We start from the raw sequence: 23,943 nt of genomic DNA, 5'->3' as shown, positions 1-23,943 counted from the left end.
ATTATCGATTCGCAAGGAATTGACAAGACGGAGAAAATGGAACAGGCATTCAGAAATGCACATGGTTTCGGAATTGACGAATATCAAAATGACCCTGAAAAGATTCTTGAAGTTGAACAGCGCCGTGAACAGGATTATCAGCTAGGCCAAAAAGTAGCCAGCCAGATCGAACGGCAGATTCATCGGGACTAATCATATAACAGACGGAACCGGCATCCATGGATGCCGGTTTTTTTATTGATACAGTTTCTCAATTAGGTAGCTTTTATTGAAAATATAAAAGCATGACAGTTGTCATGTAGAGCTTTTGTAAATAAGTGAGAAATCCAGTATTTTAAAATGTTTTGCCACAGCTTTTGAGTCGGTTTAATGATTTGCCAGTAAGGTGAATATAAGTTAAGATTAGAATGATACTAATTAAGAATGGTTTGCCATTCAACATTAACTTTATGGAGGTATTTACATGTCAACTTTGGTCATTAAAGATTTACACGTTAAAATCGAAGACAAAGAGATTTTAAAGGGTGTAGACTTAACAATTAATACAGGTGAAATACATGCAATTATGGGACCTAACGGTACTGGTAAATCAACTTTAGCATCTGCTATCATGGGTCATCCGAAATACGAAATCACGCAAGGGTCCATCACTTTGGACGGCGAAGACGTATTGGAAATGGAAGTTGACGAACGTGCGCGCGCAGGACTTTTCCTTGGTATGCAATACCCAAGCGAAATTTCAGGAGTGACCAATGCTGACTTTATGCGTTCTGCTATGAATGCACGCCGTGAAGAGGGCAATGAAATCTCATTGATGAAATTCATTCGTGAATTGGACAGCAAAATGGAAGTCCTTGATATGGAGCAAGATATGGCACAGCGCTACTTGAACGAAGGTTTCTCAGGCGGGGAAAAGAAACGCAATGAAATTCTTCAATTGATGATGATCAAACCGAAAATCGCGATTTTGGATGAAATTGACTCCGGATTGGATATCGATGCACTGAAAGTCGTATCAGAAGGCATTAACCAAATGAGAAGCGAAAACTTTGGCTGCCTGATTATTACCCACTATCAGCGTCTGTTGAACTACATTACTCCAGACCATGTTCACGTAATGATGCAAGGACGTGTAGTTAAGTCAGGTGGGGAAGAACTTTCTCATAAACTTGAATCCGAAGGCTATGACTGGATCAAAGTTGAACTTGGCATTGAAGACGAGACTGTAGGACAACAAGCTTAATTGGAAGGGGCAACTAACGTGACGGTTGAAACAAGTTTAACAATAACCGAGCAGGACGTACGTGCCTTCTCGGCTTCTAAATCAGAACCTGAAGAGTTTACAAACTTACGCGTTCAGGCGCTTGCAGCTGTGGAAGCATTGCCGCTGCCAAAACCTGATAAAACAAAGATTGCCGCCTGGAACTTTACAGAATTTCCGGTTCATTCAACAGAGAGCTCAACTTACTCTTCGCTTACAGAGTTACCTAAAGAAGTTCAGTCTCTTGTTGATTTGGAACAGAAAAACCTGTATATCCAGCATAACAATACACCAGCATATTCAGCGTTGCCTGAAGAGCTGAAAGCACAAGGAGTTATCTTGACAGATATTTTCACAGCGATTCGCGACCATGCTGATCTTGTTGGGAAATACTTTATGAACGAGGCCGTGAAAGCGGAAGAGCATAAATTAACGTCACTTCATGCAGCATTATTAAACGGCGGGGTATTTCTATATGTTCCGAAAAATGTCGTAATTGAAGAACCTGTCCAAGTGGTATTTATCCACGATAACGAAGATGCTTCGCTGTTCAACCATGTGTTGGTAGTAGCAGATACAAGCAGCCAAGTGACTTATGTTGAAACTTATATCTCAACTATTCCACACGCTAACGGATTGGCGAATATTGTTTCTGAAGTCATTGCGGAAGACAATGCAAAAATCACATACGGTGCAGTAGATGTACTGGCTGAAGGCTTTACTGCTTATATCAACCGCCGCGGAGTTGCAAAACGCGATGCGACGATTGAATGGGCGCTTGGCATGATGAACGATAGCGATACCATCTCTGAAAACACGACTCACTTGATCGGCGATAATTCAACGGGCGATACAAAAACAGTCGTGGTCGGAAGAGGTTCCCAGAAGCAAAACTTTACAACTACTGTCAGACATTGGGGCAAAAATTCAGAAGGCCAGATTTTAACTCATGGCGTTATGAAAGAGGCAGCATCCGCTATTTTCAACGGTATCGGCAAAATCGAACATGGTGCGACAAAAGCCAATGCTGAACAGGAATCGCGTGTATTGATGTTAAGCGAAAAAGCCCGCGGGGACGCAAACCCGATTCTTCTAATTGATGAAGATGATGTAACGGCAGGACATGCCGCTTCAGTCGGGCGGGTAGATCCGCTGCAATTGTATTATTTGATGAGCCGCGGTATTACAAAACAAGAAGCTGAACGTCTTGTTATTCACGGCTTCTTGGCACCGGTTGTTCGTGTATTGCCAATCGAAGGCGTTAAAAAGCAATTGACGGAGGTTATCGAAAGGAAAGTCCGCTAATGATCAACCAAGAGATAAAAAGCTATTTTCCGATACTCAAACAAGAAATAAATGGCCATCCATTGGTTTATTTGGACAGTGCTGCTACATCACAAAAGCCGGTTCAAGTCATTGAGGCATTGAAAAATTATTATGAACTGGACAATGCCAATGTACACCGTGGCGTCCATACGCTTGGGAATCGCGCTACTGAAAAGTATGAAGGCGCACGCGAGAAAGTCCGGAAATTTATCAACGCCAATTCAACGGAAGAAACCATCTTCCTGCGGGGAACGACAACAGCCATTAATCTTATTGCGCAAAGTTACGGCAGAGCCAATGTAGAAGAAGGCGACGAAATTGTCATTACCTACATGGAGCATCACTCCAATATTATTCCATGGCAGCAATTGGCGAAAGAACGTGGAGCCATTTTAAAATATGTAGAACTTGAAAAAGACGGTACCATTTCTTTGGAACAAGTACGTGCGGCCGTAACGGAACGTACTAAAATTGTTTCCATGGTTTATGTCTCGAATGTTCTTGGTACAATGAATCCAGTAAAAGAAGTTGCACAGATTGCGCACGAAAATGGAGCGGTCATGGTGGTTGATGGAGCCCAAGCGGCACCCCATCTAAAAATAGATGTTCAGCAGCTTGACTGTGATTTCTTTGCATTTTCTGGCCACAAGATGTGTGGACCTACTGGGATTGGCGTTCTTTACGGCAAGAAGGCCTTGTTGGACAATATGGAACCCATAGAATTTGGCGGGGAAATGATTGACTTCGTCGGTTTATATGATTCGACATGGAAAGAGCTGCCTTGGAAATTTGAAGGCGGTACACCAATCATTGCAGGTGCAGTTGGATTAGGCGCAGCAATTGATTTCCTAAACGAAATCGGCTTAAATGAAATTGAGAAGCATGAACATCAAATGGCTGCTTATGCAATGGAGAAAATGAGCACAATTGAAGGTCTGGAAATATACGGACCAGCAGATCCACAGCAACGGGCTGGCATTGTCACTTTCAATTTGAATGATGTCCATCCGCATGATGTCGCAACTGTCCTTGATATGAGCGGCATTGAAGTCCGTGCAGGCCATCATTGTGCGCAGCCTTTAATGAAATGGCTGGAAGTTACAGCTACAGCACGCGCGAGCTTCTACTTATATAATAGCGAGTCAGATGTAGATCGCTTAGTGGAAGGGCTGCGTTCGACAAAGGAGTATTTTAGCGATGCCTTCTAATAATTTAGATCAATTATACCGACAAGTTATTATGGACCATTATAAAACGCCCCGCAATAAAGGGACGATCGAAAATAATAGCGTCACAATCGAGATGAACAATCCGACCTGCGGAGATCGCATCCAATTGACTTTGCAGGTCGAAGACGGCATTGTCAAAGATGCGAAGTTTGATGGTGAAGGATGTTCGATTTCAATGGCGTCAGCTTCCATGATGACGCAGGCTGTCAAAGGACAGGAAATTGATACGGCATTAAAGCTTTCCGGCATCTTTTCTGATATGATGCTAGGCAAAGAGTACGATGATTCAATTGATCTCGGTGATATTGAAGCATTGCAAGGCGTCTCTCAGTTTCCGGCCCGTATCAAATGTGCGACTTTAGCATGGAAAGCCATGGAAAAAGGCGTGCAAAACGAAGAAAAATCGTAACACAGAACGGAGGAACGACGATGGCGAAAAAAATGCCAGAAATCGGTGATTATAAATATGGGTTCCATGACAAGGATGTTTCAGTATTCAGGTCTAAACGTGGACTCACTGAAGACATTGTAAGAGAAATTTCGAAAATCAAAGAAGAACCGGAATGGATGTTGAAATCCCGTCTGAAAGCATTGAAATTGTTCTATTCAATGCCGATGCCACAATGGGGCGGCGATTTAGCTTCATTGAATTTCGATGAAATTACGTATTACGTAAAACCGTCTGAAGCAAGTCAGACTTCATGGGATGAAGTTCCTGAAGAAATTAAGCGTACTTTCGACAAATTGGGAATTCCGGAAGCAGAGCAAAAATACTTGGCTGGTGTTTCTGCCCAATACGAATCTGAAGTCGTCTATCACAACATGAAAGTTGAATTGGAAGACATGGGTATCGTCTTTAAGGATACTGGTGCTGCACTTCGCGAAAACGAAGACCTTTTCAAAGAATATTGGCAGTCGGTTATCCCAGCTGCAGACAATAAATTTGCTGCATTGAACACGGCAGTTTGGTCTGGTGGATCTTTCATCTATGTGCCTAAAGGCATTAAAGTGGAATCCCCGCTGCAAGCTTATTTCCGTATCAACTCTGAAAACATGGGTCAGTTTGAGCGTACCTTGATCATTGTTGATGAAGGTGCAAGCGTTCATTACGTAGAAGGCTGTACAGCTCCTGTTTACACGACGAATTCACTTCACTCTGCTGTTGTTGAAATCATTGTGAAAAAAGATGCTTATTGCCGTTATACAACGATTCAAAACTGGGCAAACAACGTCTTTAACCTTGTAACGAAGCGTGCATTTGTAGACGCAAACGGTACAATGGAATGGATTGATGGAAACATCGGTTCTAAATTGACGATGAAATATCCAGCTGTTTACTTGAAAGGTGAAGGCGCACGCGGCATGACTTTGTCGATTGCCATCGCTGGTAAAGGACAGCACCAGGATGCAGGCGCGAAAATGATTCATTTGGCTCCGAATACGTCTTCTTCAATTGTTTCGAAGTCAATCTCGAAACAAGGCGGCAAAGTTTCGTACCGTGGAATCGTGCATTTCGGACGTAAAGCGGATGGCGCTCGTTCAAACATTGAATGTGATACATTGATTATGGATAATCAGTCTACTTCTGATACAATTCCATACAATGAAATCTTGAACGACAATGTATCTTTAGAGCACGAAGCGAAAGTTTCGAAAGTATCTGAAGAGCAATTGTTCTACTTGATGAGCCGCGGTGTTTCTGAGCAGGAAGCAACAGAAATGATCGTAATGGGCTTTATCGAGCCATTCACAAAAGAACTTCCAATGGAATACGCGGTGGAAATGAACCGTTTGATCAAGTTCGAAATGGAAGGCTCTATCGGTTAATAAAAAAATGCAAACCTTGGTATGACTAATCTCATGCCAAGGTTTTTTGTTGATTTTATGGCATGCTGGACCTTGTCTGTTTTGACCTTAAATATATGCCGTTTTATGATTCTTGCAACGGGTATAGAATCTACGTAGACAAATTTTAAGGAGGAATTGCAGATATGAGTCAAAAATTCGATGCATTGAAAGAAAAGCTCAGCAACGCAGACTTAGGGCAAGCCAAAGAAGTTATGGAACAGGCAAAACAAGCTCACGAAGATGGAGAAATTGATGCAACTGAAAAGAAAGAACTAATGGAATCAGCGAAATCCGTCATTGGCGGAGGTAAAGGTCTCGGCGGAATACTCTGAAACATGGACATGAAATCGAAGAAGATAAGTGAAATAACCTAAAGTATACGAATCGTATGCTTTGGGTTTTTTTATATTTTACAGCGCTTCCCATGTGCTGTGATCTACCAGTTTTTGCGTATTCTTAAAGTAGCAAATTTAATATGGTGCCGGCATTATACCAAACGAGTTTATCTGCGAGTTAAAAGATGGGGTATTTTATTGAAACATTTCCAAAGCAATTTTAATAAGTGGATTTTATTGGCGTCATCCGTAATTTCTCTATAAAATTTCATTTGTCCTGAAGGATATCTCTTTAAAAAAAGACGTTCTATTTTTTCTATGCTATCATAAAATAATAACGATAAATGGAGGCGGGACAATGATTTATGTAGGTTTGACGGGTTGGGGAGACCATCCGGATGTCTATAGCCCAGGCTCAAAGAAAACAGAAAAGTTAATCGATTATAGTGCGCATTTTCCAATAGTTGAATTGGATTCTTCTTTTTATGCAGTACAACCTGAACGAAATATACGGAAGTGGATTGAAGAAACACCTGATCAGTTTCAATTCGTAGTAAAAGCCTATCAAGGAATGACAGGCCATCAACGCGGAGAAAATCCATTCGAATCGCGTGATGAAATGTTTGAGGCGTTCAGTAAATCGATTCGCCCTTTAAAAGAAGCCGGCAAGCTGGCGATGGTGCTTCTCCAATTTCCACCTTGGTTTGATTGCCAAAAAGAAAATGTCGATCAGTTAAGGGAAATTACAGAACGTTTGAAAGAATTTGATATGGCGATAGAATTTCGTCATCAATCTTGGTATGCCAATGGCATGAGCGAAAAAACTTTGGATTTTCTTCGGGATAATAACTTGATCCATTCGGTTTGTGATGAACCTCAAGCAGGAGATGGTTCAATACCGCTCGTTCCGATTTCCTCAAGAAAAGACAAGGTGCTGGTGCGGTTACACGGCCGCAATGTCCATGGTTGGACAAATCCTGGACATGGACAAAAATGGCGGGAAGTGCGTTACTTATATGATTACAATCAAGAAGAACTCGAGGAAATCAGCCAGGCAGTAAAAAAATTAGCTGACAATGCAGAAACTGTCTATATTATTTTCAATAACAATTCAGGAGGGCATGCGGCAGGTGATGCCAAACAGTTCCAAAAAATGAATGATTTATCGTTCGATGGCCTTTCGCCAAAGCAGATGGATTTATTTGAAGGAGGATTTTGATGGTTTTTCTGGTCATGGCGCTTGTCGGGATCGTATCTGGCATTGTTGGCGCCTTGATAGGCTTAGGGGGAGGCGTTATACTCGTTCCTGCTTTGTTGTTTTTGGGTACCAGTTTTGAGTTCTTTCCTGAACTATCCCCTCAAAAAATTGTAGGTTTGTCTGTTATCATGATGATTTTTACAGGCATGTCCTCTACACTGGCTTATATGAAGGTTCGGACGGTGGATTATAAAAGCGGACTTATTTTCTTTGCCGGCAGTGCCCCTGGGACAGTAATAGGGGCATTTGTAAATAAAAATTTGGATCTGCCTTCATTCAATTTGTATTTTGGCATCCTTCTTGTTTTCTTATCGATTTTGTTGCTGCTGCGTAATCACCTGAAGGCGGTGAACTGGTTCGTTGATAACGGCCGCAAAACGACGTTTACAGATAAATACAATAAACAGTACGTCTACGGATATCCCATTTTATTTGCATTGCTGTTAACATTTTTTGTAGGGTTTGCTTCAGGGTTATTCGGTATTGGCGGCGGATCAATCATTGTCCCTGCCATGATTCTCCTTTTTTTATTTCCACCTCATGTAGCCATTGGAACATCGATGTTCATGGTTTTCTTATCAGCCATCGTCAATTCGACTACCCATATTGCGTTGGGGCATGTTCCATGGGTCTATACGATTGCAATTGTACCAGGCGCTTACATCGGCGCAAAAATAGGTGCCAAATTCAATAAAAATCTTGATTCAGAGATGCTGGTAACGATTTTGCGGCTTGTTCTCCTGGTTTTGGGATTGCGTTCAATTTACGAAGGAATATTCAGTTCTTAAAGAGGTGTTTTCATGAGCGAAACTATTCATATATATCATACGAATGATTTGCATAGTCATTTTACAAATTGGCCGCGGATCAAGTCATTTTTAGCTGATCGAAAAAGATGGCATGAAGAAGAAGGGGACGTGTGCCTAATTTTTGATATTGGAGATCATGCTGACCGTTCTCATCCTTATACAGAAGGAACAACTGGTAAAGGAAATGTGCTCCTGCTGAATGAGGCAGAATACGATGTGGTAACGATCGGCAACAATGAAGGCATTACGCTTTCGAAAGAAGAACTTAATAATTTGTATGTTCAGGCGGATTTTGAAGTAGTGGTGTCAAATTTATTCGATTTAGAGGGCCAGCGTCCAGAATGGGCAAAACCCTATCATATTATCCGCACAGCTAAAGGAACCCGTATCGGTGTTGTTGGAGCGACTGCAGAATTTACACCATTTTACCGTAAGTTGGGATGGGAAATTACAGATGCGAAAGCATCAATTGTCCAAGTTGTGAAAGAAATCGAAGGAGATACAGATCTAATCATCTGCTTGTCGCATCTCGGGATTAGGGAAGATGAGCTGTTAGCTGAGCTTTGCCCCGAGATTGACATCCTGCTCGGTGCCCATACCCATCATATTTTCCATGAAGGAAAGTGGCAGGGCGATACGCTGTTAGGTGCTGCAGGAAAGTTTGGATACTATATCGGACACATTACTATAGAAGAAGTATTTAAAAAAACCAAAGCAAGATTGATCGAAACTTCCAGTTTGCATGAAGTGGGAGAAGGGTTTGACGAATTTTTAGTTGAACAGGGAAAAAAGCAATTGGACGAGCTGATCTTTCATAGTACGAAAAAGCTCAAGGCAGAATGGTTCAAGGATTCAGAACTGGGTACTTTATTTGGCCAAGCGCTGATTGATTTTGCCGAAGCAGATTGTGCATTGTTCAACGCCGGAATATTCTTGGAAGATATGCCTGAAGGGGCTATGACGCGCTACGATTTTCACAAAATGCTCCCTCATCCAATCAATCCTTGCCTTGTCGAGTTAAGTGGAGCGGAATTGAAGGAGATCTACCTTCAGTCTTTGAATTCGGAATGGCCGCAGCTCGAGTTGAAGGGAATGGGATTTAGGGGTGTAGTCTTCGGCAAGATGATTCACTTGAATATGGAGCTTGTCGATCATCGATTTTACATCAACGGAAAATTGGCTGTGCATGATCAAATATACCGGTTGGTGACATTGGATATGATGACGTTTGGCTACTTTTTCCCGAGTTTGAAAAGAGCGGCCAAAACCTATTTCATGCCTGAGTTTCTGCGGGATGTGTTCAGCCAGTATTTTCGCAGCAGAGCCTTTAAGTAGAAGGAATTTTCAGAGTAAATCGGCATTTGATTTTGTTTTGGTTATGAGATATGCTAACAAAGAAATCTATATTGGTGGGTAGAGGCTGCAGGACTGATCAGTAGGATGTGTGAGTTTGACCGCGAAGAACACATCTGAAAGGAAGTTTTGCCGAAATTGATTTTCTGGGTCAAAGGAAATTGATTGGGGTCATTCTGAATAAGAATGTCACTGTCATTTAAGCGGAAGCTTAAATGGAGAGCTACAGGGTTGTTTGATGTTTTATTGCACAGACGAATTGTAGAAGGCTGACTTTATCCAACTGGAGAGGTCAGCCTTTTTTGTCTCACTTTTCCCCCATCAAAAACTAGGAGGAGTTTTCATGGAGAATACGATTTATTCGATTTTGCCGCCGATCATTGCAATCGTCATGGTGTTATTAACACGCCGTGTCCTGCTGTCGCTCGGTACCGGTATAATCGCCGCAGCTGTCATCTTGACGTGGTTCGCACCAGTTGCAGCACTGCAGGAACTTGTTTCATCCTTCACGATTATTTTTTGGGATGAAGGCTTTAATGCTTACAATGTCTTTATCATTCTTTTTCTTTTATTGCTGGGCATCATTACAGCATTTGTCAGCCTGTCAGGAGGCAGTCATGCTTTTGCCGAATGGGCTTCGACACGCGTTAAGTCACGCCGAGGGGCAAAAGTTTTGACAGTGGCTTTAGGAATTGTCATCTTCATCGATGATTATTTCAATGCATTGGCCGTCGGACAAGTAGCACGGCCAATCACAGACCGCTACAAAATTTCACGGGCTAAACTTGCTTACTTTATTGACTCGACTGCCGCACCGGTCTGTGTAGTCTCTCCAGTCTCAAGTTGGGGTGCAGCCATTATCGGAATCATCGCAACCATCCTAGCAGGTCAGACCTTTGTGGAATACTCCGCACTGGAAGCTTTCTTATGGATGGCGCCGATGAACTTCTACGTAGTCGCTTCATTGGCCATCGTCTTTTTTGTGGCAATCCGTGATGTTGATTTTGGAGAAATGAAAAAACATGAAGTGCTGGCAATTTCGAAGGGGCAGCTTTTCAATCCTGAAAAACCAATTCCGGGTGAGATGAAAGAAGATTTTCCATCCCACTCACATGGCCATGTCAGAGACTTATTGCTTCCGATATTGCTGTTAATTGTCGGTACAGTGGGGGCAATGATTTGGACCGGCTATCAGAACGCCGGTCAAGTATTCGACATTTGGTTGATTTTTGAAAACACCGATGTACCTGCGTCATTATTGGTAGGCGGAATATTAGGCGCGCTGACGTCGATCATTCTTTATATCCTACAAATGAAAAAGAACGAAACAGCCAATGCCGGTTGGATCGGCAAAGGAATATGGGCAGGCATCAAGTCGATGATAGGCGCCGTGCTGATTTTAGTTTTTGCCTGGTCACTGACTTCTTTAATCGGATCGCTCGAAACGGGCGCTTACTTGGCTGGTGTGGTTTCTGAAGGAAATGTTCCTACCGCCATTCTGCCAGTTCTATTATTTGTTTTAGCTGGTGTTATGGCTTTCTCTACAGGAACATCATGGGGATCGTTCGGTATTCTTTTGCCGATAGCTGGGACCATCATGATCGAAGCCGAGCCATCACTGCTGCTGCCTGCTTTATCTGCTGTTCTGGCGGGTGCGGTATTTGGAGATCATTGTTCACCAATCTCCGATACGACAATCCTGTCATCGACTGGAGCTGGAAGTAACCATATGGATCACGTCTTGACTCAGATTCCGTATGCATTAACGGCTGCGGGTATCGCTGCGATAGGGTATATTGTCATGGGATTCACAGGTTCATTGCTGATGTCATTAGGAACAGTGCTGATTGTACTGGCAGTTCTCTTTGTTGTCTGGTCTCAACGCACAACTATTATTGAAAAACAACAAAAAGCATCTTAAAAACAAAGGCAGAGAAGCATATTCTCTGCCTTTTTACTTTTGCCGCAATAGTTTTTTTCAAATATATTGTTAATTCATCTTTACTTTAAACAGGCCTCTCGGTATACTATTTTTAGATCGACTAATAATCTGAAAATAATCAAAATTCCTAGTTTTATGTAAATAAAATGGGAAGAAAAGGGGGAAGAGAGATGGAACGTTCGCAATGGGGTACACGTGCCGGCTTTATCATGGCTGCCGTCGGCTCTGCAGTAGGACTAGGTAACATTTGGAGATTTCCATATGTTGCATACGAAAATGGTGGAGGAGCATTCTTTATACCGTACTTATTCGCTCTGTTGACTGCAGGAATACCAATTCTTATTTTGGAATTCACTATCGGACACAAGTACCGGGGATCAGCACCTTTGTCATTCTTTAGAATGGGTGGTAAAAAATTAGAATGGCTCGGATGGTGGGCAGTATTTGTGTCCTTTGTCATATCTGTTTACTATGCCGTTATTATCGCCTGGGCAATGCGCTATACTATATTTTCTTTCAATCAGGCATGGGGTACAGATACACAAGACTTCCTATTCAATACTTTTTTGCAGCTGACAGTTCAACCAGGACAAACTGGTGGAATTGTATGGGGCGTATTTATTCCCTTAGCTCTAGTCTGGATCATTACATTGGGAATTCTACTCGCCGGCGTTAAAAAAGGTATTGAAATGGCCAATCGTATTTTTATCCCGACTTTACTGATCATTTTCTTCGCAGTTGTGGTCCGGGCTGTTACGTTAGATGGAGCTTTAGTAGGTTTGGAAGCTTTCTTCCAACCGGATTTTGATGCCATACTCGATCCATCGGTTTGGGTTGCGGCTTACGGACATATTTTCTTCAGTTTATCCGTAGCATTTGCCATCATGATCACTTATTCAAGTTATCTTCCTAAAAAATCAGATATCACGAACAACGCATTTATCACAGGATTTGCAAACTCAAGTTTTGAGTTGCTTGCCGGGATCGGGATTTTTGCAGCCCTCGGATTTATGGCATCTCAACAAGGAGTGGCAGTTAGTGAGGTAGCCACTGCTGGGGTCGGACTTGCGTTTGTAGTCTTCCCGCAGATTATCAATGAGTTTCCGGGCTTTAACGGTTTGTTCGGCTTCTTGTTCTTCTTGTCTTTAACGCTTGCCGGATTAACATCCTTGATTTCAATCACGGAAACTTATGTAGCCGGTTTCTCTGAGAAGTTCGGTATTTCACGTAAAAAGTCAGTGCTTTTCGGAGGCGGACTTGCAGCTTTGATTTCGATCCTATTTGCTACACAGGGCGGTTTGTTCTTCCTGGATCTTGCAGATTACTTCATCAACCAGTTCGGGGTTGCAGCAATCGGCTTAGTGGAAGTTGTTCTGGTCGTTTGGGTATTCCGCAAAGCGGATCTTCTTAAAGGCCACGCCAACGAAATCTCAGACATCCGTTTGGGCGCTTGGTGGAAGTTCAGTCTTGGAATTATCACACCAATCGTGTTGGGTTATATGATGTTCGGTCTATTGAAACTGAATATCCTAAAACAGTTTGAAACAGAAACCGGAAACTATGAAGGATATTCTGACATGTTTACGTTGTCAGGAGGTGTGGCAGTAGCTGCAGCTGCACTGATCTTTGGCATTCTCATCTCACTTGGAAAATGGCATAAAGAGCAAGGGGAATACGACGAACGCAATTAAAAGGAGGAGCTTCATATGACTACAGGTTCAATTGTAGTGATGATTATCGGTATGATCATCATTTGGGGTGGCTTGGCTGCTAGTATTGTACATGCAATCGGCAGCAGCAAAAAGAACAAAGCGAGAGACGCTGCAGATAACGTATAATTTACAAGCTCGGAAACTTCCAAGTTTCCGGGCTTTTCTGCGCTTTGAGACCGAGATGCGTGCTTGTGAGGAGCAGATTTATATGATACATTTGGAACTGAAAAGGATTCCATACATAAATCAGGTAGATAGGGGACGATGTGCGTGTCAACAAAACAAGAACATCTCAGAAAGCCCGATTGGTTAAAGATTAAACTGAACACCAATGAAAACTATACGGATTTAAAGAAAATGATGCGGGAAAACAACCTAAACACGGTGTGTGAAGAAGCGAAATGCCCAAACATCCACGAATGCTGGGGAACAAGAAGAACCGCTACTTTTATGATTCTGGGTGCTGTTTGTACGAGAGCATGCCGATTTTGCGCTGTAAAAACAGGCTTGCCGAACGAATTGGATCTGCAAGAGCCTGAACGCGTCGCAGCTTCCGTGAAAATGATGAACCTGAAACATGCAGTCATCACCGCAGTAGCGAGAGATGATTTGAAAGATGGCGGATCAGCTGTTTTTGCTGAAACCATTCGGGCAATCAAGCGCGCCAATCCATTTACAACGGTCGAAGTCCTGCCTTCTGATATGGGTGGAATCCAAGAAAATCTGGAACGGCTAATGGATGCGAAACCGGATATTTTAAATCATAATATTGAGACAGTACGCCGCTTGACTCCAAGAGTCAGAGCACGGGCTAAATATGACCGTTCATTGGAACTATTGAAGCGTTCAAAAGAGCTCCATCCGGAAATTCCGACAAAATCTTCTTTGATGATCGGTTTGGGAGAAACCAAAGAAGAGATTATTGAAGTCATGGATGACCTTCGGGCAAATGGCGTTGATATCATGACGATCGGTCAATACCTACAGCCTTCAAAAAAACATCTGAACGTACAGAAATACTACTCGCCAAAGGAATTTAAGGAATTCTGGGAAATTGCGATGACTAAAGGGTTCTCGCATTGCCAATCAGGTCCTCTGGTTCGGAGCAGCTACCATGCGGATGAGCAAGTCAATGCAGCTGCCAAAGAGCGTCAGCGCCTCGGAGAAGAGCAAGCAGCTGCTATAAACAGCTAATGGATGGTGAGAAAATTGATCACATTGGATCAGTGGAATTATGATATATTAATCGATTACCGGGAAGGTTTCCAAGAAGAGGCATTAACAGCGCGCTATAGCGAAATCCTGTCTAAATACGATTACATCCTGGGTGACTGGGGCTATGGACAATTGCGCTTAAAAGGCTTTTTTGAAGATACCAACCACAAAGCAACCTATGATACGAAAATCAGTACGCTGCAGGACTATCTTTATGAATACTGCAATTTTGGCTGTGCGTATTTCGTCGTAAAGAAAGTTGGAAAAGCAGCACCTCCAATTGAAGAAGCAGAGCAGCAGGCTCCCGAAGCGGATATTTAATCCGCCGGGGGTTTTTTTCATACATTATGATATGATAAAGAAAGAAATGAAAGATTTTCAAACGCCTACTGGAGGGTATTTTTATGTATTTTATTGACCGCAGCAAAATCACTGAAACGATTCAGTACATGAATGAGTTATTGGATTTTTATGAAGGACGGCAGCACTGGACATCATTTGGCGACAAGCTTGCCTTAGAGCGCATTGGTGCAAACATCATTGAGTCGATCATAGATGTCGGCAACTCGATGATCGATGGATTCATTATGCGTGATCCGGGGAGCTATGATGACATTATCGACATTTTGGTCGATGAAAAAGTGATTACAGAAGAAATGGATCAACCGTTGAAACGGGTTATTGCATTGCGAAAAATGTTGGTGCGGCAGTTCATGAAAGTGGATCAGCAAGCTGTTAAAGAAGCTATCGATGAAAATATGGAGTCGTTAAAGGCGTTTGGACCGAAAGTAGAGCATTATCTTGTTCACGAACTGGGACCGGTATCAGCATTTATACCAGAGGAAAAAAATGATAAATAGAAAATATCGAGCTTATTGTCTGGATTTGGATGGTACGGTTTACCGTGGAATTGAGGCGGTTGAAGAGGCGGCTAACTTTGTCGAGCGCTTACAGCAAAAAGGCATTGAACCATTCTTTATAACCAATAATGCTTCTATGACCCAGCAGCAACTAAAAGACAAAATGGCCGGTTTCGGCATCACAGCGAAAAAAGAACGCATCATGTCGTCGGCAATTGCTGCAGCAAAGTACATCAAGCGCTGGTATCCAGGACGTTCGGTATACATGATCGGGTCGGATGGACTGGACCAGGCGCTTCGTCAGGAAGGTCTTGAGAGAGTAGAGGAACAAGCGGGTATTGTGTTGATGGGAATCGATCGAAACATCACGTATGATAAACTGGCGACTGCCTGTCTGGAAATTCGAAAAGGGGCGGTTTTTCTATCGACCAACCAAGATTTGGCCTTTCCTTCCGAAAAAGGTTTGTTACCGGGAAACGGAGCTTTTACCGCATTGGTAGCTGCTTCAACCGATGTGGACCCGGTTTTCATCGGTAAACCGGAAATTCATATGCTGGAAGCAATCCAACATGAATCAGGTTTTGAAAAAAGTGAGATGGTGATGATCGGGGACAATTATGACACTGATATCCAGGCCGGAATCCGCTTCGGAATTGATACTATACATGTCAACACGGGTGTTACACCCATGGAGACAGTGCTGAAAAAAAAACAGCCACCAAGCTTTGCAATAGAAAATCTTGGGTTTTGGGAAGTTTGAGAAAAGCTTAGAAAGTTACAGTAAAAGCCGAGTTATGGGATATGAAATCGCTTTGCCGGGCTGAACTGCCTGCGAGAGGCGAACGTATTAAAGTTAGCGGCTAATCGGAAGCCAATAAAAAAAAGCCGTTTTTCAACGGCTTAAAACAACGGGTTTTCCTCTATGAATTCGTAGACTTTTTTCGTCAGTTCTTCGGGAGAGTCAGCTTCAACGATTTCCCCGTTAACCAAGGCATATAGAGATTCGGAACATTTTGTGCAATAGCTTAAGCAGCCGTATTCCAAAACATCGAGATTAGGATCCCGTTCAAGTTTTTCAAAAGAATCTTGTGCTCCATTAACAATATTACTGATACAAAATTCAACAATCGGTTTCAATCTATGTCACCTCACTACAACGAAATCCTACCTTTTTTCGGGGCTGGAGTCAATTAATTGATTTCTAGCGAAAGCATTGTGAAAGTTATCACAATCAGCTATACTCATATGTGAGAAATTGATGAGACAGACGAAAATTAAAGGAGATTTTTATGCGAAAATTAGTTTTACTTGGAGGCGGTTACGGCAATATGCGGATTTTGCTTCGCTTGTTGCCAGCCAGCCTACCCCAGGATACCGAAATCATTTTAATTGACCGGACACCATTCCATAGTATGAAAACAGAATTTTATGCACTGGCAGCTGGTACAGAATCAGACCAGGAAGTCCGCGTTCCTTTCCCCGAGCATGAGCGCTTAACGGTTGTGAATGGTGAAATATTGGAAATCGGCCTTCAGGAAAAATGCATCTTCATGGAAAATGGCGAACGCATCGCTTATGACGATCTCGTGATCGGTTTAGGTTGCGAAGACAAATACCATAATGTACCGGGAGCTGATGAGTTTACTCACAGTATACAGACCATCGGCAAATCACGTGCCACATATCAGGCGTTGCTTGGTTTGCCTGCAGGGGCGGTAGTAGGCGTAGTAGGCGCTGGACTCAGCGGCATTGAGCTGGCCAGTGAATTGCGCGAAAGCCGAAAAGACTTGAATATTAAGCTGTTTGACCGGAGTCCGCGAATCCTGCGCGACTTTCCTGAGCGCTTAAGTAATTTCGTCAAAAAATGGTTTGAGAACAATAATGTCGATGTAGTATCAAATTCAAATATTACCAAAGTGGAACCCAATATGCTCTATAATCACGAGGAAACGATTCCCGTGGATGCAGTGGTTTGGACAGCAGGCATTCAAGCAGTCAAGCCGGTCCGGGATTTAGGGCTGGAAAGTGACGCCAGCGGGCGAATAGTCATTAACCAATACCATCAATTGCCGAACGATGAGCATGTTTACGTCGTAGGTGATTGTGCGGCATTGCCAATGGCTCCTTCAGCACAATTAGCGGAAGAGCAGGCTGAACAGATTGTCAAAGTGTTAAAAGCGACATGGAAAGGCGAAGAATTGCCTGAAACCATGCCTGAAATCAAGCTAAAGGGCTTCCTCGGATCTCTTGGCAAGAAACAAGGTTTTGCTTATTTGGCAGACCGTACTGTGACGGGCCGAATCGCTCGCTTGATGAAATCAGGCGTGTTGTGGATGTATAAATGGCACAACGGGTAATGAAAAAAAAAGCGCTCAGCTTTGAGCGCTTTTTTTATTTCACTTCGGAGAAGCCATGTTTTTCAAGTTCGCGGTAGACAGGCTTTAATTGTACATAGCCTTCTCCGACAACTTCTCCTTCGACTAAAACCAGCGGATAAAAAAATTCGTCATCCAATATGCGCTGCGCATAATCTTTCTGGTGTTCAAGTGCAAGAGGTTTCTCAATGTCAATATAGGTAATTGAAAATGGCTGATCCTTATATTTCCTTGAGATGGCGGCTTCCAGCCATTCATATGTGTCGATTGAAGAAGGTGCATTAACGCAGCTTGCACAGATAACATCGGTTCCGTAGACTTCAATGGATAATTCTTTCTGCATGATTTTGGACCTCCTGTGAATTCATTAGTGGCTTTTTCTCTCTAATCACATTATAATGATTATAATGAAAGGAGTCGATATAAATGACTGAAGCTTTGATTGAAGATCAAGTAATGGAAGTCTTAGATAAATTACGTCCATTCCTTTTGCGTGACGGGGGAGACTGCGAACTTGTTGATGTAGAAGACGGTATCGTAAAACTTCGTCTGCTCGGTGCATGCGGAAGCTGCCCAAGCTCGACAATTACATTAAAAGCAGGGATTGAACGCGCGTTAGTGGAAGAAGTTCCTGGCATAGTAGAAGTAGAACAAGTATTTTAATGCCAAGGGACCTTTTTAGGTCCCTTTTTCTGTGTAAATATAATTTATTGAAAAAGCCCTTCTAACTTATGCGGTTATTTGAAGGTGGACGACTTGAATAATAGTAGAAATGATTGCTATGATAATTCATATAGGAAGGTGATCACATTGACAGAAGTAGTTGAGATTACAGAAGCAGCTTCGTTTCAGGTAAAAGAGATGATGCGCCATAATGAAGAAGAAGGCTCTTTTTTGCGCGTAGCCGTTAAAGGTGGCGGATGCAGCGGATTAACTTACGGAATGGGATTCGAAAAAGCCCAAGGCGAAGAGGATGATCTATATGAGCAATTCGGAATTCCGGTTCTGATCGCTAAAGAAGATGCGCCGATTTTGCAAGGCACAGTTGTAGATTACAAACAGTCGCTAATGGGCGGCGGATTCACAATTGAAAACCCGAATGCTATCGCATCATGCGGATGTGGAACTTCATTCCGTACAGCTAAAAAAGCAGGTACTCCAGAGAATTGTTAAAAGTCGGTGACAACCGGCTTTTTTTGTTGTGGATAAGTCCCTCTTAAACGCATTCATTGGTTGAAATCATAAGGTATTAGGTCTAATATAGAGTATAGATGTTTATCGGTGCGCCAAGGTTTAACCGCTTTGTCGATATTCGATTAAAAAATGACTTGAAGGTGGTTGCGATTGTGTTGAAAAGACCGTCAATATTAGTATTAGGAGCAGGTTATGGTGGATTGACCACTGTAGTGAACCTGCAAAAAGTTCTTGGCACAGATGCTGCGGACATAACTTTGATCAACAAAAACGAATATCATTACGAAAGCACATGGCTTCACGAAGCAGCTGCAGGAACATTGCTTCCAGAACAAGTGCGTTATGATATCAAAGATGTCATCGACAGCGTGAAAGTGAAATTTGTACAAGCGACTGTTGAAGCGATCGATGTAGTCGGTAAAAAAGTTTCTACGGACAATGGCGAGTTTACATATGACTATATTGTCATTGCACTTGGTTTTGAAGGTGAGACATTCGGAATCGAAGGTCTGGATAAATATGCCTTGTCAATTGCCAATGTAAAAGCTGCCCGTTATATCCGTGAACACATTGAATTCCAGTTTGCTACATGGTCTGCAGAACCAGTCAAAGATGATAGCCGCCTGACAATTATTGTTGGTGGAGCTGGATTTACTGGCATTGAATTCTTAGGGGAATTGGCTAACCGCGTACCAGAACTGTGTAAAGAGTTCGACGTGCCACGTGAAAAAGTGCGTGTAGTATGCGTTGAAGCTGCTCCGATGGTATTGCCTGGTTTCGATCCGGAACTGGTTAATTATGCTGTCGGCCACTTGGAGTCTAAAGGAATTGAGTTCTCAATCGGCACACCGGTTGTGGAAGCAACTCCAGAAGGCGTTAAAATCAAAAAAGGCGACGATGAGTTTGAATTCATCAAAGCCGGTACAGTTGTGTGGGCTGCAGGTGTCCGCGGCAACAGATTGATTGAAGCAACTCCGATTGAAAACATGCGTGCTCGAGTGAAAGTTAGAAATGATTTGCGTGCTCCAGGATTTGATGATGTCTTCATCATCGGTGACTGCGCATTGATGATCAACGAAGAAACGAATCGTCCGTATCCACCAACTGCACAGATTGCGATGCAGCAGGGTGAAAGTGTAGCGAAGAACTTGAAAGCGCTGATGAACGATGAAACGACTGTAGAGTTTGTTCCAGATTTAAAAGGAACTGTCTGCTCACTAGGCGATGACGATGCCATCGGTGTTGTATTCGGCAAAAAAGTAACAGGCAAAAGAGCTTCATTCATGAAAAAAATGATTGATAACCGTGCATTGTTCATGATAGGTGGACCGATGCTTGTAATGAAAAAAGGTAAATTCAACGTTCTGTAAGATGGACGATTTAAAGCTCCCTTAGCGGGGAGCTTTTTTTATATTATCAAGTCTCCGCTAAATTTTCTGGAGGCTTATCTATTTTTACAAAAGGGGGGAGTTATGTGGCAAATACGAAGCGTGGAAATGTTTGGCTTGGAGCAGCTGGACTAGTAGTAAATTCCAAAGGCCAATGGCTCGTTGTGAAAAAAAGATATGGAGGACTTCATGGGAAATGGTCACTTCCCGCAGGGTTTGTAAATGGGTCGGAAACGATTGACCAAGCAGCTTTAAGAGAGGTCAAAGAAGAAACGGGGATTGACTGCAATTTGCTCGGTATGATTGGTTTCCGTTCAGGAGTGATCCGTGAGGAAGTCAGTGACAATATGGCAATTTTCTTAATGGAGGCACAGGATGAAGAACAGCCGATTGCGGCGCAATTGTCGGAGCTGTATGAGGCAGATTGGATGGCACCTGCTGATTTATCAAATGATTCAGATGCATCCGTTATGCTGCATGAAATGGCTTCTTATGTACTTGAGGAAGGTTTGGAGCCGATTGAGAATGTCGATCCCGGAAAGATTTTTGGTTATTCGGAGTACAAATTATTTTTTAAAAAATAGAGAATGAAATAGAAAAGATGAGTAAACAGAAGAAAAATATACTTGTTACCGTTTACATTTTCTTCTTTTTATTTGCACTTTGTTGAGTGCCATGCTATATTATCAGAATATTACAAACAAGAACAGAAGGAGGTGTTTCGGATGACGATCTTCAAAAAGGCTAAAAACGTCAATCAATGCCCATATTGTTCAGGACAAGGCTATTTTCAATTGCGACTGGGCGGTTCAGAAACGTGCTCCTGCTGTTCGGGTTCAGGGAAAAAATAAAACGATAAATTAGAAGCAATCGGGTCAAGTAACGCCGGTTGCTTCTTTTTGTGTGGAGCGGAACTCTGGGCGTGCCGTCTCCGTCTTTCATTGTCCAGACTCCGGCAGCCAGCCCCTCGAGTCGCTTCAGCCCTACCAGAATGGCAAAGGACGCCATTACTGATAAGGCTTCCAGCGCTTGTCGGAGCTGAACGGCCGTTTCCGCTTTTCCTGGTGTCCAGCTCCAACGGCCACCTCCTCGGGACGTAAGCCAACCCAACTATGTGGCAAAGCACGCCACATTGCCGGTCTGTCTTACGCCTGTCGGAGCTGAACGGCCGTTACCGCTTTTCTAGTATAAGTGACAAAGCGATGAACTCTGTTCTGCCGGATTGAAAGCCTCTGTCTTTTCGGGTAAACTGATGAAAGGAATAACGGAGGTTAGAGTTTATGAACAGTTCATTTACGATTGTGCAATTGATTATTTCCATGCTGCTTTTTTATGTTATGTTCTTTGGGATCGGCTTTTTATTGAATATGCTGCTTCGCATGACCTGGCTGATGGCCGTGGTTTATCCGATCGTCATCTTGTTGGTCATAGATGATGTCGGCATTTTCGATTATTTCACAAATCCTGTCGAATCTTTTTCGATGCTCGGGAATACCATTACTTCCATGACTGGAAGTGATATCGCTGTTTTGCTGGCTGGCTGGGCAGGGGCAATCACTTCCGGCTTTGTTATGAAAATACTCCGTAAAATGGGTTATCAGATGTTTTAATGAAAATCGCCGATCCGAATAGCTGGATCGGCGATTTTTAATGGAATGAAGCTTACATTTTTCTTCCTCACCGCAATAGGCCGTAGAAGATGAAGGAAATTGCAATGCCTGTCAAAGCGCCCATAAAAACTTCACTTGGCTTATGGCCAAGCAGGGTCTTCAGTTCCTCAATTTTTTCTTCCTCTTTTTTCTTAGGCCACTTTCTCGTTTCATCCATAAATACATAGATGTCCTGGCGCATTTTATTGATGGTCAGCGCTTGCTGGCCGGCCTGAAAGCGGACACCAGTTGCGTCATACATCGTAATGACAGCGAACATGGTTGATACGGCAAATATGGTGGAAGAAACACCGTGCTCAAAAGCTACTGCAGTAGTTAAGGAAGTCACTGCAGCTGAATGAGAGCTTGGCATACCGCCGGTTGAAGAAAAGAGTTTCCAATCAAGCTCGCGTGTCACAGCATACTGAATGGGGATTTTTACAAACTGAGCAAAAATGATTGCGAAAAGGGCGATCATGAGGGGGAGATTTGAGAAAATTTCCATGCGGGGCAACAACCTTTCCATTTAAATATGTTCTCATAGTATATCATACACAGCTATTTTGCTATGCTTGTTTATTCCTTCGTTACACGAACTACTCGGAATCCGGATTACATGCTACACTTAATGGGAACGCAAAAAGGAGGAGTTTTATGCAAATCAAACTAGAGCAGCATTCACAGGACAATCAAGCAGAAGTCTTGATTGTAGGATTAAGTAGACATCCTGAAAACAGCAAAGGCTGGAATAAGTTCACAGAACGTTTTGAAAACAAATTGGAACGCTGGATTAAGGAAGATTTGTCATTCGACATGAAGTCATTAATTACTTATCCAACGCTAACGGGGAATATCCCACGAGTCATGTTTATCGGATTGAATGACCGAAAAAAAATGACCGAAGAAGATCTGCGTTCCTGTTTCGGCTTGGCTGGCAAAGAGTTGGCGAAGAAGAAAGTAAAACAGGCGGCTGTATATATGGAGTCATTCGAAAATGACAGAATCTCATCAGAAGATGTTGCTTTTTTGGCTGCAGAAGGCATTTCAATGGGTGGCTACAGCTTTGATGATTACAAGACAACTTCAAATGAAGTGCAGGTCAAAATGGAGACATTGCTCTTATTGGCGGATGAGGTTTCAGAAGATTTGGAAGCTGCAGCAACTGTAGGCGCTATTTTCGGCCAATCGGTTAATGAAGCACGTACACTTGTCAATATGCCGGCAAACATCCTGACAGCCACTGCAATGGGCGAATACGCTCAGGAACTTGGAGAGACCTATGGCTTCGAAACAGATATTTTAGGCAAAGCAGAACTTGAAGAGTTGGGCATGGGCGCACTGCTAGCGGTTAACCAAGGTTCAGTTGAAGAACCGCGTCTGATTGTCTTGAAATATAAGGCGACAGAGGGCTTTGAAGACCCGTTGGCACTTGTCGGCAAAGGAGTGACCTTTGATACTGGCGGTTATTCCATCAAGCCGAAAGACGGCATTGTGGGCATGAAAGGCGACATGGGGGGGGCCGCTGCTGTTCTTGGCGCTATGAGAATTATCGGTGAACTGCAACCCGAGAAAAATGTGCTGGCGATTATTGGTTCGACGGATAATATGATTTCCGGAAATGCTTTTAAGCCGGATGATGTCATCACTTCCATGAGTGGAAAAACCATTGAGATTTTGAATACGGATGCCGAAGGGCGTTTGGTGCTGGCGGATTGTGTCAGTTATGCGAAGCAATTAGGAGCTACTAAGATTGTGGACGTGGCGACATTGACTGGGGGAGTCATTGTGGCTTTAGGAAAAGACAAGACCGGCGCATTGACAAACGATGAGGCATTTTTTGAGACCTTCCTGGAAGCATCTGTGGAAAGCGGAGAATTTGTCTGGCGCTTGCCGTTGACGGAAAATGATAAAAAGCGTATACGGAAAAGTGATGTCGCTGATTTGAATAACTCGCCAGGCCGTGATGGCCACATGATTTTTGGTGGGGGATTTGTCGGTGAGTTTGCTGGTGATACCCCTTGGATCCATTTGGACATTGCCGGCACTTCTGATGCGGACGGTCCGCATGACCTTGGACCAAAAGGCGGTACTGGAGCGATGGTCAGAACGCTGGCTATGCTGGTTGAAAAAATGGCAGACGAACAATAATATAAAAAACAGCCTGCAGGCATCATGCCTGCAGGCTGTTT

The 23,943-nt window shown here is 43.0% G+C and carries 28 protein-coding genes and 1 riboswitch; of the genes, 25 read left to right on the top strand and 3 right to left on the bottom strand.

What is annotated here, in order from left to right; genetic code table 11:
• Positions 1–36: 36 nt before the first annotated feature.
• From FQV26_RS18890 to FQV26_RS16575, 17 genes are all read left to right on the top strand, one after another.
• Positions 37–192 carry a YuzK family famiily protein gene (locus tag FQV26_RS18890; RefSeq protein WP_186760023.1) on the top strand — a complete coding sequence of 52 codons (156 nt, stop codon included), beginning with the start codon at positions 37–39 and terminating at the stop codon, positions 190–192.
• Between the two features lie 265 nt (positions 193–457).
• Complete coding sequence (sufC, locus tag FQV26_RS16650) at positions 458–1,243, top strand: Fe-S cluster assembly ATPase SufC (protein ID WP_315898450.1); 786 nt, start codon at positions 458–460, stop codon at positions 1,241–1,243.
• 18 nt (positions 1,244–1,261) lie between these two features.
• Entirely contained in the window at positions 1,262–2,566 is a 1,305-nt protein-coding gene (gene sufD, locus FQV26_RS16645) for a Fe-S cluster assembly protein SufD (protein ID WP_146558957.1), read from the top strand.
• Positions 2,566–3,795: a cysteine desulfurase gene (locus FQV26_RS16640; protein WP_146558955.1), complete on the top strand. Its 1,230-nt coding sequence runs from the start codon at positions 2,566–2,568 to the stop codon at positions 3,793–3,795. The genes sufD and FQV26_RS16640 overlap by 1 nt, the downstream gene beginning before the upstream one ends.
• Positions 3,785–4,225: a Fe-S cluster assembly sulfur transfer protein SufU gene (gene sufU, locus FQV26_RS16635; RefSeq protein ID WP_146558953.1), complete on the top strand. Its 441-nt coding sequence runs from the start codon at positions 3,785–3,787 to the stop codon at positions 4,223–4,225. The genes FQV26_RS16640 and sufU overlap by 11 nt, the downstream gene beginning before the upstream one ends.
• Before the next feature lie 20 nt (positions 4,226–4,245).
• The gene (sufB, locus tag FQV26_RS16630) at positions 4,246–5,643 is read left to right on the top strand and encodes a Fe-S cluster assembly protein SufB (RefSeq protein ID WP_146558951.1); all 1,398 of its coding nucleotides are present in this window, start codon (positions 4,246–4,248) and stop codon (positions 5,641–5,643) included.
• A 164-nt stretch (positions 5,644–5,807) separates the two neighbouring features.
• A complete protein-coding gene (locus tag FQV26_RS16625) occupies positions 5,808–5,996 on the top strand; it encodes a hypothetical protein (protein WP_146558949.1) in 189 nt (62 codons plus the stop codon).
• A gap of 361 nt (positions 5,997–6,357) precedes the next feature.
• Positions 6,358–7,218: a DUF72 domain-containing protein gene (locus FQV26_RS16620; RefSeq protein WP_146558947.1), complete on the top strand. Its 861-nt coding sequence runs from the start codon at positions 6,358–6,360 to the stop codon at positions 7,216–7,218.
• Entirely contained in the window at positions 7,218–8,045 is an 828-nt protein-coding gene (locus FQV26_RS16615) for a sulfite exporter TauE/SafE family protein (protein WP_146558944.1), read from the top strand. Before FQV26_RS16620 ends, FQV26_RS16615 begins: the two co-directional genes overlap by 1 nt.
• 12 nt (positions 8,046–8,057) lie before the next feature.
• Entirely contained in the window at positions 8,058–9,401 is a 1,344-nt protein-coding gene (locus FQV26_RS16610; RefSeq protein WP_146558943.1) for a bifunctional metallophosphatase/5'-nucleotidase, read from the top strand.
• A 71-nt stretch (positions 9,402–9,472) separates the two neighbouring features.
• A riboswitch (Lysine riboswitch) is annotated at positions 9,473–9,653 on the top strand.
• A 109-nt stretch (positions 9,654–9,762) separates the two neighbouring features.
• Positions 9,763–11,340 carry a Na+/H+ antiporter NhaC family protein gene (locus FQV26_RS16605; protein WP_146558941.1) on the top strand — a complete coding sequence of 526 codons (1,578 nt, stop codon included), beginning with the start codon at positions 9,763–9,765 and terminating at the stop codon, positions 11,338–11,340.
• Positions 11,341–11,531: 191 nt separating this feature from the next.
• On the top strand, positions 11,532–13,052 hold the full coding sequence (locus tag FQV26_RS16600; RefSeq protein WP_146558939.1) for a sodium-dependent transporter: 1,521 nt from the start codon (positions 11,532–11,534) through the stop codon (positions 13,050–13,052).
• Between the two features lie 15 nt (positions 13,053–13,067).
• Positions 13,068–13,199 (top strand): methionine/alanine import family NSS transporter small subunit, encoded by a 132-nt coding sequence (locus tag FQV26_RS16595; protein ID WP_146558937.1) that lies wholly within the window; start codon positions 13,068–13,070, stop codon positions 13,197–13,199.
• Positions 13,200–13,343: 144 nt separating this feature from the next.
• A complete protein-coding gene (gene lipA / locus FQV26_RS16590) occupies positions 13,344–14,267 on the top strand; it encodes a lipoyl synthase (protein ID WP_146558936.1) in 924 nt (307 codons plus the stop codon).
• A 15-nt stretch (positions 14,268–14,282) separates the two neighbouring features.
• Positions 14,283–14,609, top strand: a complete 327-nt coding sequence (locus tag FQV26_RS16585; protein ID WP_146558934.1) for a YutD family protein — start codon at positions 14,283–14,285, stop codon at positions 14,607–14,609.
• Between the two features lie 83 nt (positions 14,610–14,692).
• Positions 14,693–15,148, top strand: coding sequence for a DUF86 domain-containing protein (locus FQV26_RS16580; RefSeq protein ID WP_146558932.1), 456 nt, complete (start codon positions 14,693–14,695; stop codon positions 15,146–15,148).
• On the top strand, positions 15,138–15,908 hold the full coding sequence (locus tag FQV26_RS16575; protein ID WP_146558930.1) for a TIGR01457 family HAD-type hydrolase: 771 nt from the start codon (positions 15,138–15,140) through the stop codon (positions 15,906–15,908). The genes FQV26_RS16580 and FQV26_RS16575 overlap by 11 nt, the downstream gene beginning before the upstream one ends.
• 140 nt (positions 15,909–16,048) lie before the next feature.
• Here FQV26_RS16575 and FQV26_RS16570 read toward each other — a convergent pair whose 3' ends face one another.
• The gene (locus FQV26_RS16570) at positions 16,049–16,285 is read right to left on the bottom strand and encodes a YuzB family protein (RefSeq protein WP_146558928.1); all 237 of its coding nucleotides are present in this window, start codon (positions 16,283–16,285) and stop codon (positions 16,049–16,051) included.
• A gap of 152 nt (positions 16,286–16,437) precedes the next feature.
• On the opposite strand from FQV26_RS16570, the gene FQV26_RS16565 reads away from it, so the two are divergent.
• Complete coding sequence (locus FQV26_RS16565; RefSeq protein ID WP_146558926.1) at positions 16,438–17,505, top strand: NAD(P)/FAD-dependent oxidoreductase; 1,068 nt, start codon at positions 16,438–16,440, stop codon at positions 17,503–17,505.
• Positions 17,506–17,539: 34 nt separating this feature from the next.
• Here the strand turns inward: FQV26_RS16565 and FQV26_RS16560 are convergent, their stop codons facing one another.
• On the bottom strand, positions 17,540–17,866 hold the full coding sequence (locus tag FQV26_RS16560) for a YuzD family protein (RefSeq protein ID WP_146558924.1): 327 nt from the start codon (positions 17,864–17,866) through the stop codon (positions 17,540–17,542).
• 83 nt (positions 17,867–17,949) lie between these two features.
• Here FQV26_RS16560 and FQV26_RS16555 point away from each other — a divergent pair, with 83 nt between their 5' ends.
• The 6 genes from FQV26_RS16555 (at position 17,950) to FQV26_RS16535 (ending at position 21,715) form a co-directional block, all read left to right on the top strand.
• A complete protein-coding gene (locus FQV26_RS16555; RefSeq protein WP_142828952.1) occupies positions 17,950–18,186 on the top strand; it encodes a NifU family protein in 237 nt (78 codons plus the stop codon).
• Between the two features lie 147 nt (positions 18,187–18,333).
• Positions 18,334–18,696 carry a HesB/IscA family protein gene (locus FQV26_RS16550; protein WP_146558922.1) on the top strand — a complete coding sequence of 121 codons (363 nt, stop codon included), beginning with the start codon at positions 18,334–18,336 and terminating at the stop codon, positions 18,694–18,696.
• Between the two features lie 176 nt (positions 18,697–18,872).
• Positions 18,873–20,087: an NAD(P)/FAD-dependent oxidoreductase gene (locus FQV26_RS16545; RefSeq protein ID WP_146559210.1), complete on the top strand. Its 1,215-nt coding sequence runs from the start codon at positions 18,873–18,875 to the stop codon at positions 20,085–20,087.
• A 104-nt stretch (positions 20,088–20,191) separates the two neighbouring features.
• Complete coding sequence (locus FQV26_RS16540; protein WP_146558920.1) at positions 20,192–20,689, top strand: NUDIX domain-containing protein; 498 nt, start codon at positions 20,192–20,194, stop codon at positions 20,687–20,689.
• Positions 20,690–20,830: 141 nt separating this feature from the next.
• On the top strand, positions 20,831–20,956 hold the full coding sequence (locus tag FQV26_RS18885) for a YuiA family protein (protein WP_006828526.1): 126 nt from the start codon (positions 20,831–20,833) through the stop codon (positions 20,954–20,956).
• A gap of 429 nt (positions 20,957–21,385) precedes the next feature.
• Positions 21,386–21,715, top strand: a complete 330-nt coding sequence (locus FQV26_RS16535; protein WP_146558918.1) for a YuiB family protein — start codon at positions 21,386–21,388, stop codon at positions 21,713–21,715.
• 67 nt (positions 21,716–21,782) lie between these two features.
• On the opposite strand, the gene FQV26_RS16530 is transcribed toward FQV26_RS16535, so the two are convergent.
• Entirely contained in the window at positions 21,783–22,259 is a 477-nt protein-coding gene (locus FQV26_RS16530; RefSeq protein ID WP_146558916.1) for a divergent PAP2 family protein, read from the bottom strand.
• Positions 22,260–22,408: 149 nt separating this feature from the next.
• Here FQV26_RS16530 and FQV26_RS16525 point away from each other — a divergent pair, with 149 nt between their 5' ends.
• The gene (locus tag FQV26_RS16525; protein ID WP_146558914.1) at positions 22,409–23,902 is read left to right on the top strand and encodes a leucyl aminopeptidase; all 1,494 of its coding nucleotides are present in this window, start codon (positions 22,409–22,411) and stop codon (positions 23,900–23,902) included.
• Positions 23,903–23,943: the final 41 nt, after the last annotated feature.

This window comes from Planococcus sp. CPCC 101016, assembly GCF_007859295.1.
Classification (GTDB): Bacteria; Bacillota; Bacilli; order Bacillales_A; family Planococcaceae; genus Planococcus.
Note: the sequence above shows the minus strand (reverse complement) of the source record. Positions and strands in the feature narration are given on the sequence as shown.

Bases quoted from the DNA above. Each gene is read 5' to 3' on its own strand.
- sufB (WP_146558951.1), top strand. From the start codon at position 4,246: ATGGCGAAAAAAATGCCAGAAATCGGTGATTATAAATATGGGTTCCAT.
- FQV26_RS16565 (WP_146558926.1), top strand. From the start codon at position 16,438: ATGCGAAAATTAGTTTTACTTGGAGGCGGTTACGGCAATATGCGGATT.
- FQV26_RS16560 (WP_146558924.1), bottom strand. From the start codon at position 17,866: ATGCAGAAAGAATTATCCATTGAAGTCTACGGAACCGATGTTATCTGT.
- FQV26_RS16625 (WP_146558949.1), top strand. From the start codon at position 5,808: ATGAGTCAAAAATTCGATGCATTGAAAGAAAAGCTCAGCAACGCAGAC.
- FQV26_RS16610 (WP_146558943.1), top strand. From the start codon at position 8,058: ATGAGCGAAACTATTCATATATATCATACGAATGATTTGCATAGTCAT.
- FQV26_RS18890 (WP_186760023.1), top strand. From the start codon at position 37: ATGGAACAGGCATTCAGAAATGCACATGGTTTCGGAATTGACGAATAT.
- FQV26_RS16615 (WP_146558944.1), top strand. From the start codon at position 7,218: ATGGTTTTTCTGGTCATGGCGCTTGTCGGGATCGTATCTGGCATTGTT.
- FQV26_RS16620 (WP_146558947.1), top strand. From the start codon at position 6,358: ATGATTTATGTAGGTTTGACGGGTTGGGGAGACCATCCGGATGTCTAT.
- FQV26_RS16595 (WP_146558937.1), top strand. From the start codon at position 13,068: ATGACTACAGGTTCAATTGTAGTGATGATTATCGGTATGATCATCATT.
- FQV26_RS16535 (WP_146558918.1), top strand. From the start codon at position 21,386: ATGAACAGTTCATTTACGATTGTGCAATTGATTATTTCCATGCTGCTT.
- FQV26_RS16575 (WP_146558930.1), top strand. From the start codon at position 15,138: ATGATAAATAGAAAATATCGAGCTTATTGTCTGGATTTGGATGGTACG.
- FQV26_RS16600 (WP_146558939.1), top strand. From the start codon at position 11,532: ATGGAACGTTCGCAATGGGGTACACGTGCCGGCTTTATCATGGCTGCC.
- FQV26_RS16580 (WP_146558932.1), top strand. From the start codon at position 14,693: ATGTATTTTATTGACCGCAGCAAAATCACTGAAACGATTCAGTACATG.
- FQV26_RS16525 (WP_146558914.1), top strand. From the start codon at position 22,409: ATGCAAATCAAACTAGAGCAGCATTCACAGGACAATCAAGCAGAAGTC.
- FQV26_RS16530 (WP_146558916.1), bottom strand. From the start codon at position 22,259: ATGGAAATTTTCTCAAATCTCCCCCTCATGATCGCCCTTTTCGCAATC.
- FQV26_RS18885 (WP_006828526.1), top strand. From the start codon at position 20,831: ATGACGATCTTCAAAAAGGCTAAAAACGTCAATCAATGCCCATATTGT.
- FQV26_RS16640 (WP_146558955.1), top strand. From the start codon at position 2,566: ATGATCAACCAAGAGATAAAAAGCTATTTTCCGATACTCAAACAAGAA.
- FQV26_RS16605 (WP_146558941.1), top strand. From the start codon at position 9,763: ATGGAGAATACGATTTATTCGATTTTGCCGCCGATCATTGCAATCGTC.
- sufU (WP_146558953.1), top strand. From the start codon at position 3,785: ATGCCTTCTAATAATTTAGATCAATTATACCGACAAGTTATTATGGAC.
- FQV26_RS16555 (WP_142828952.1), top strand. From the start codon at position 17,950: ATGACTGAAGCTTTGATTGAAGATCAAGTAATGGAAGTCTTAGATAAA.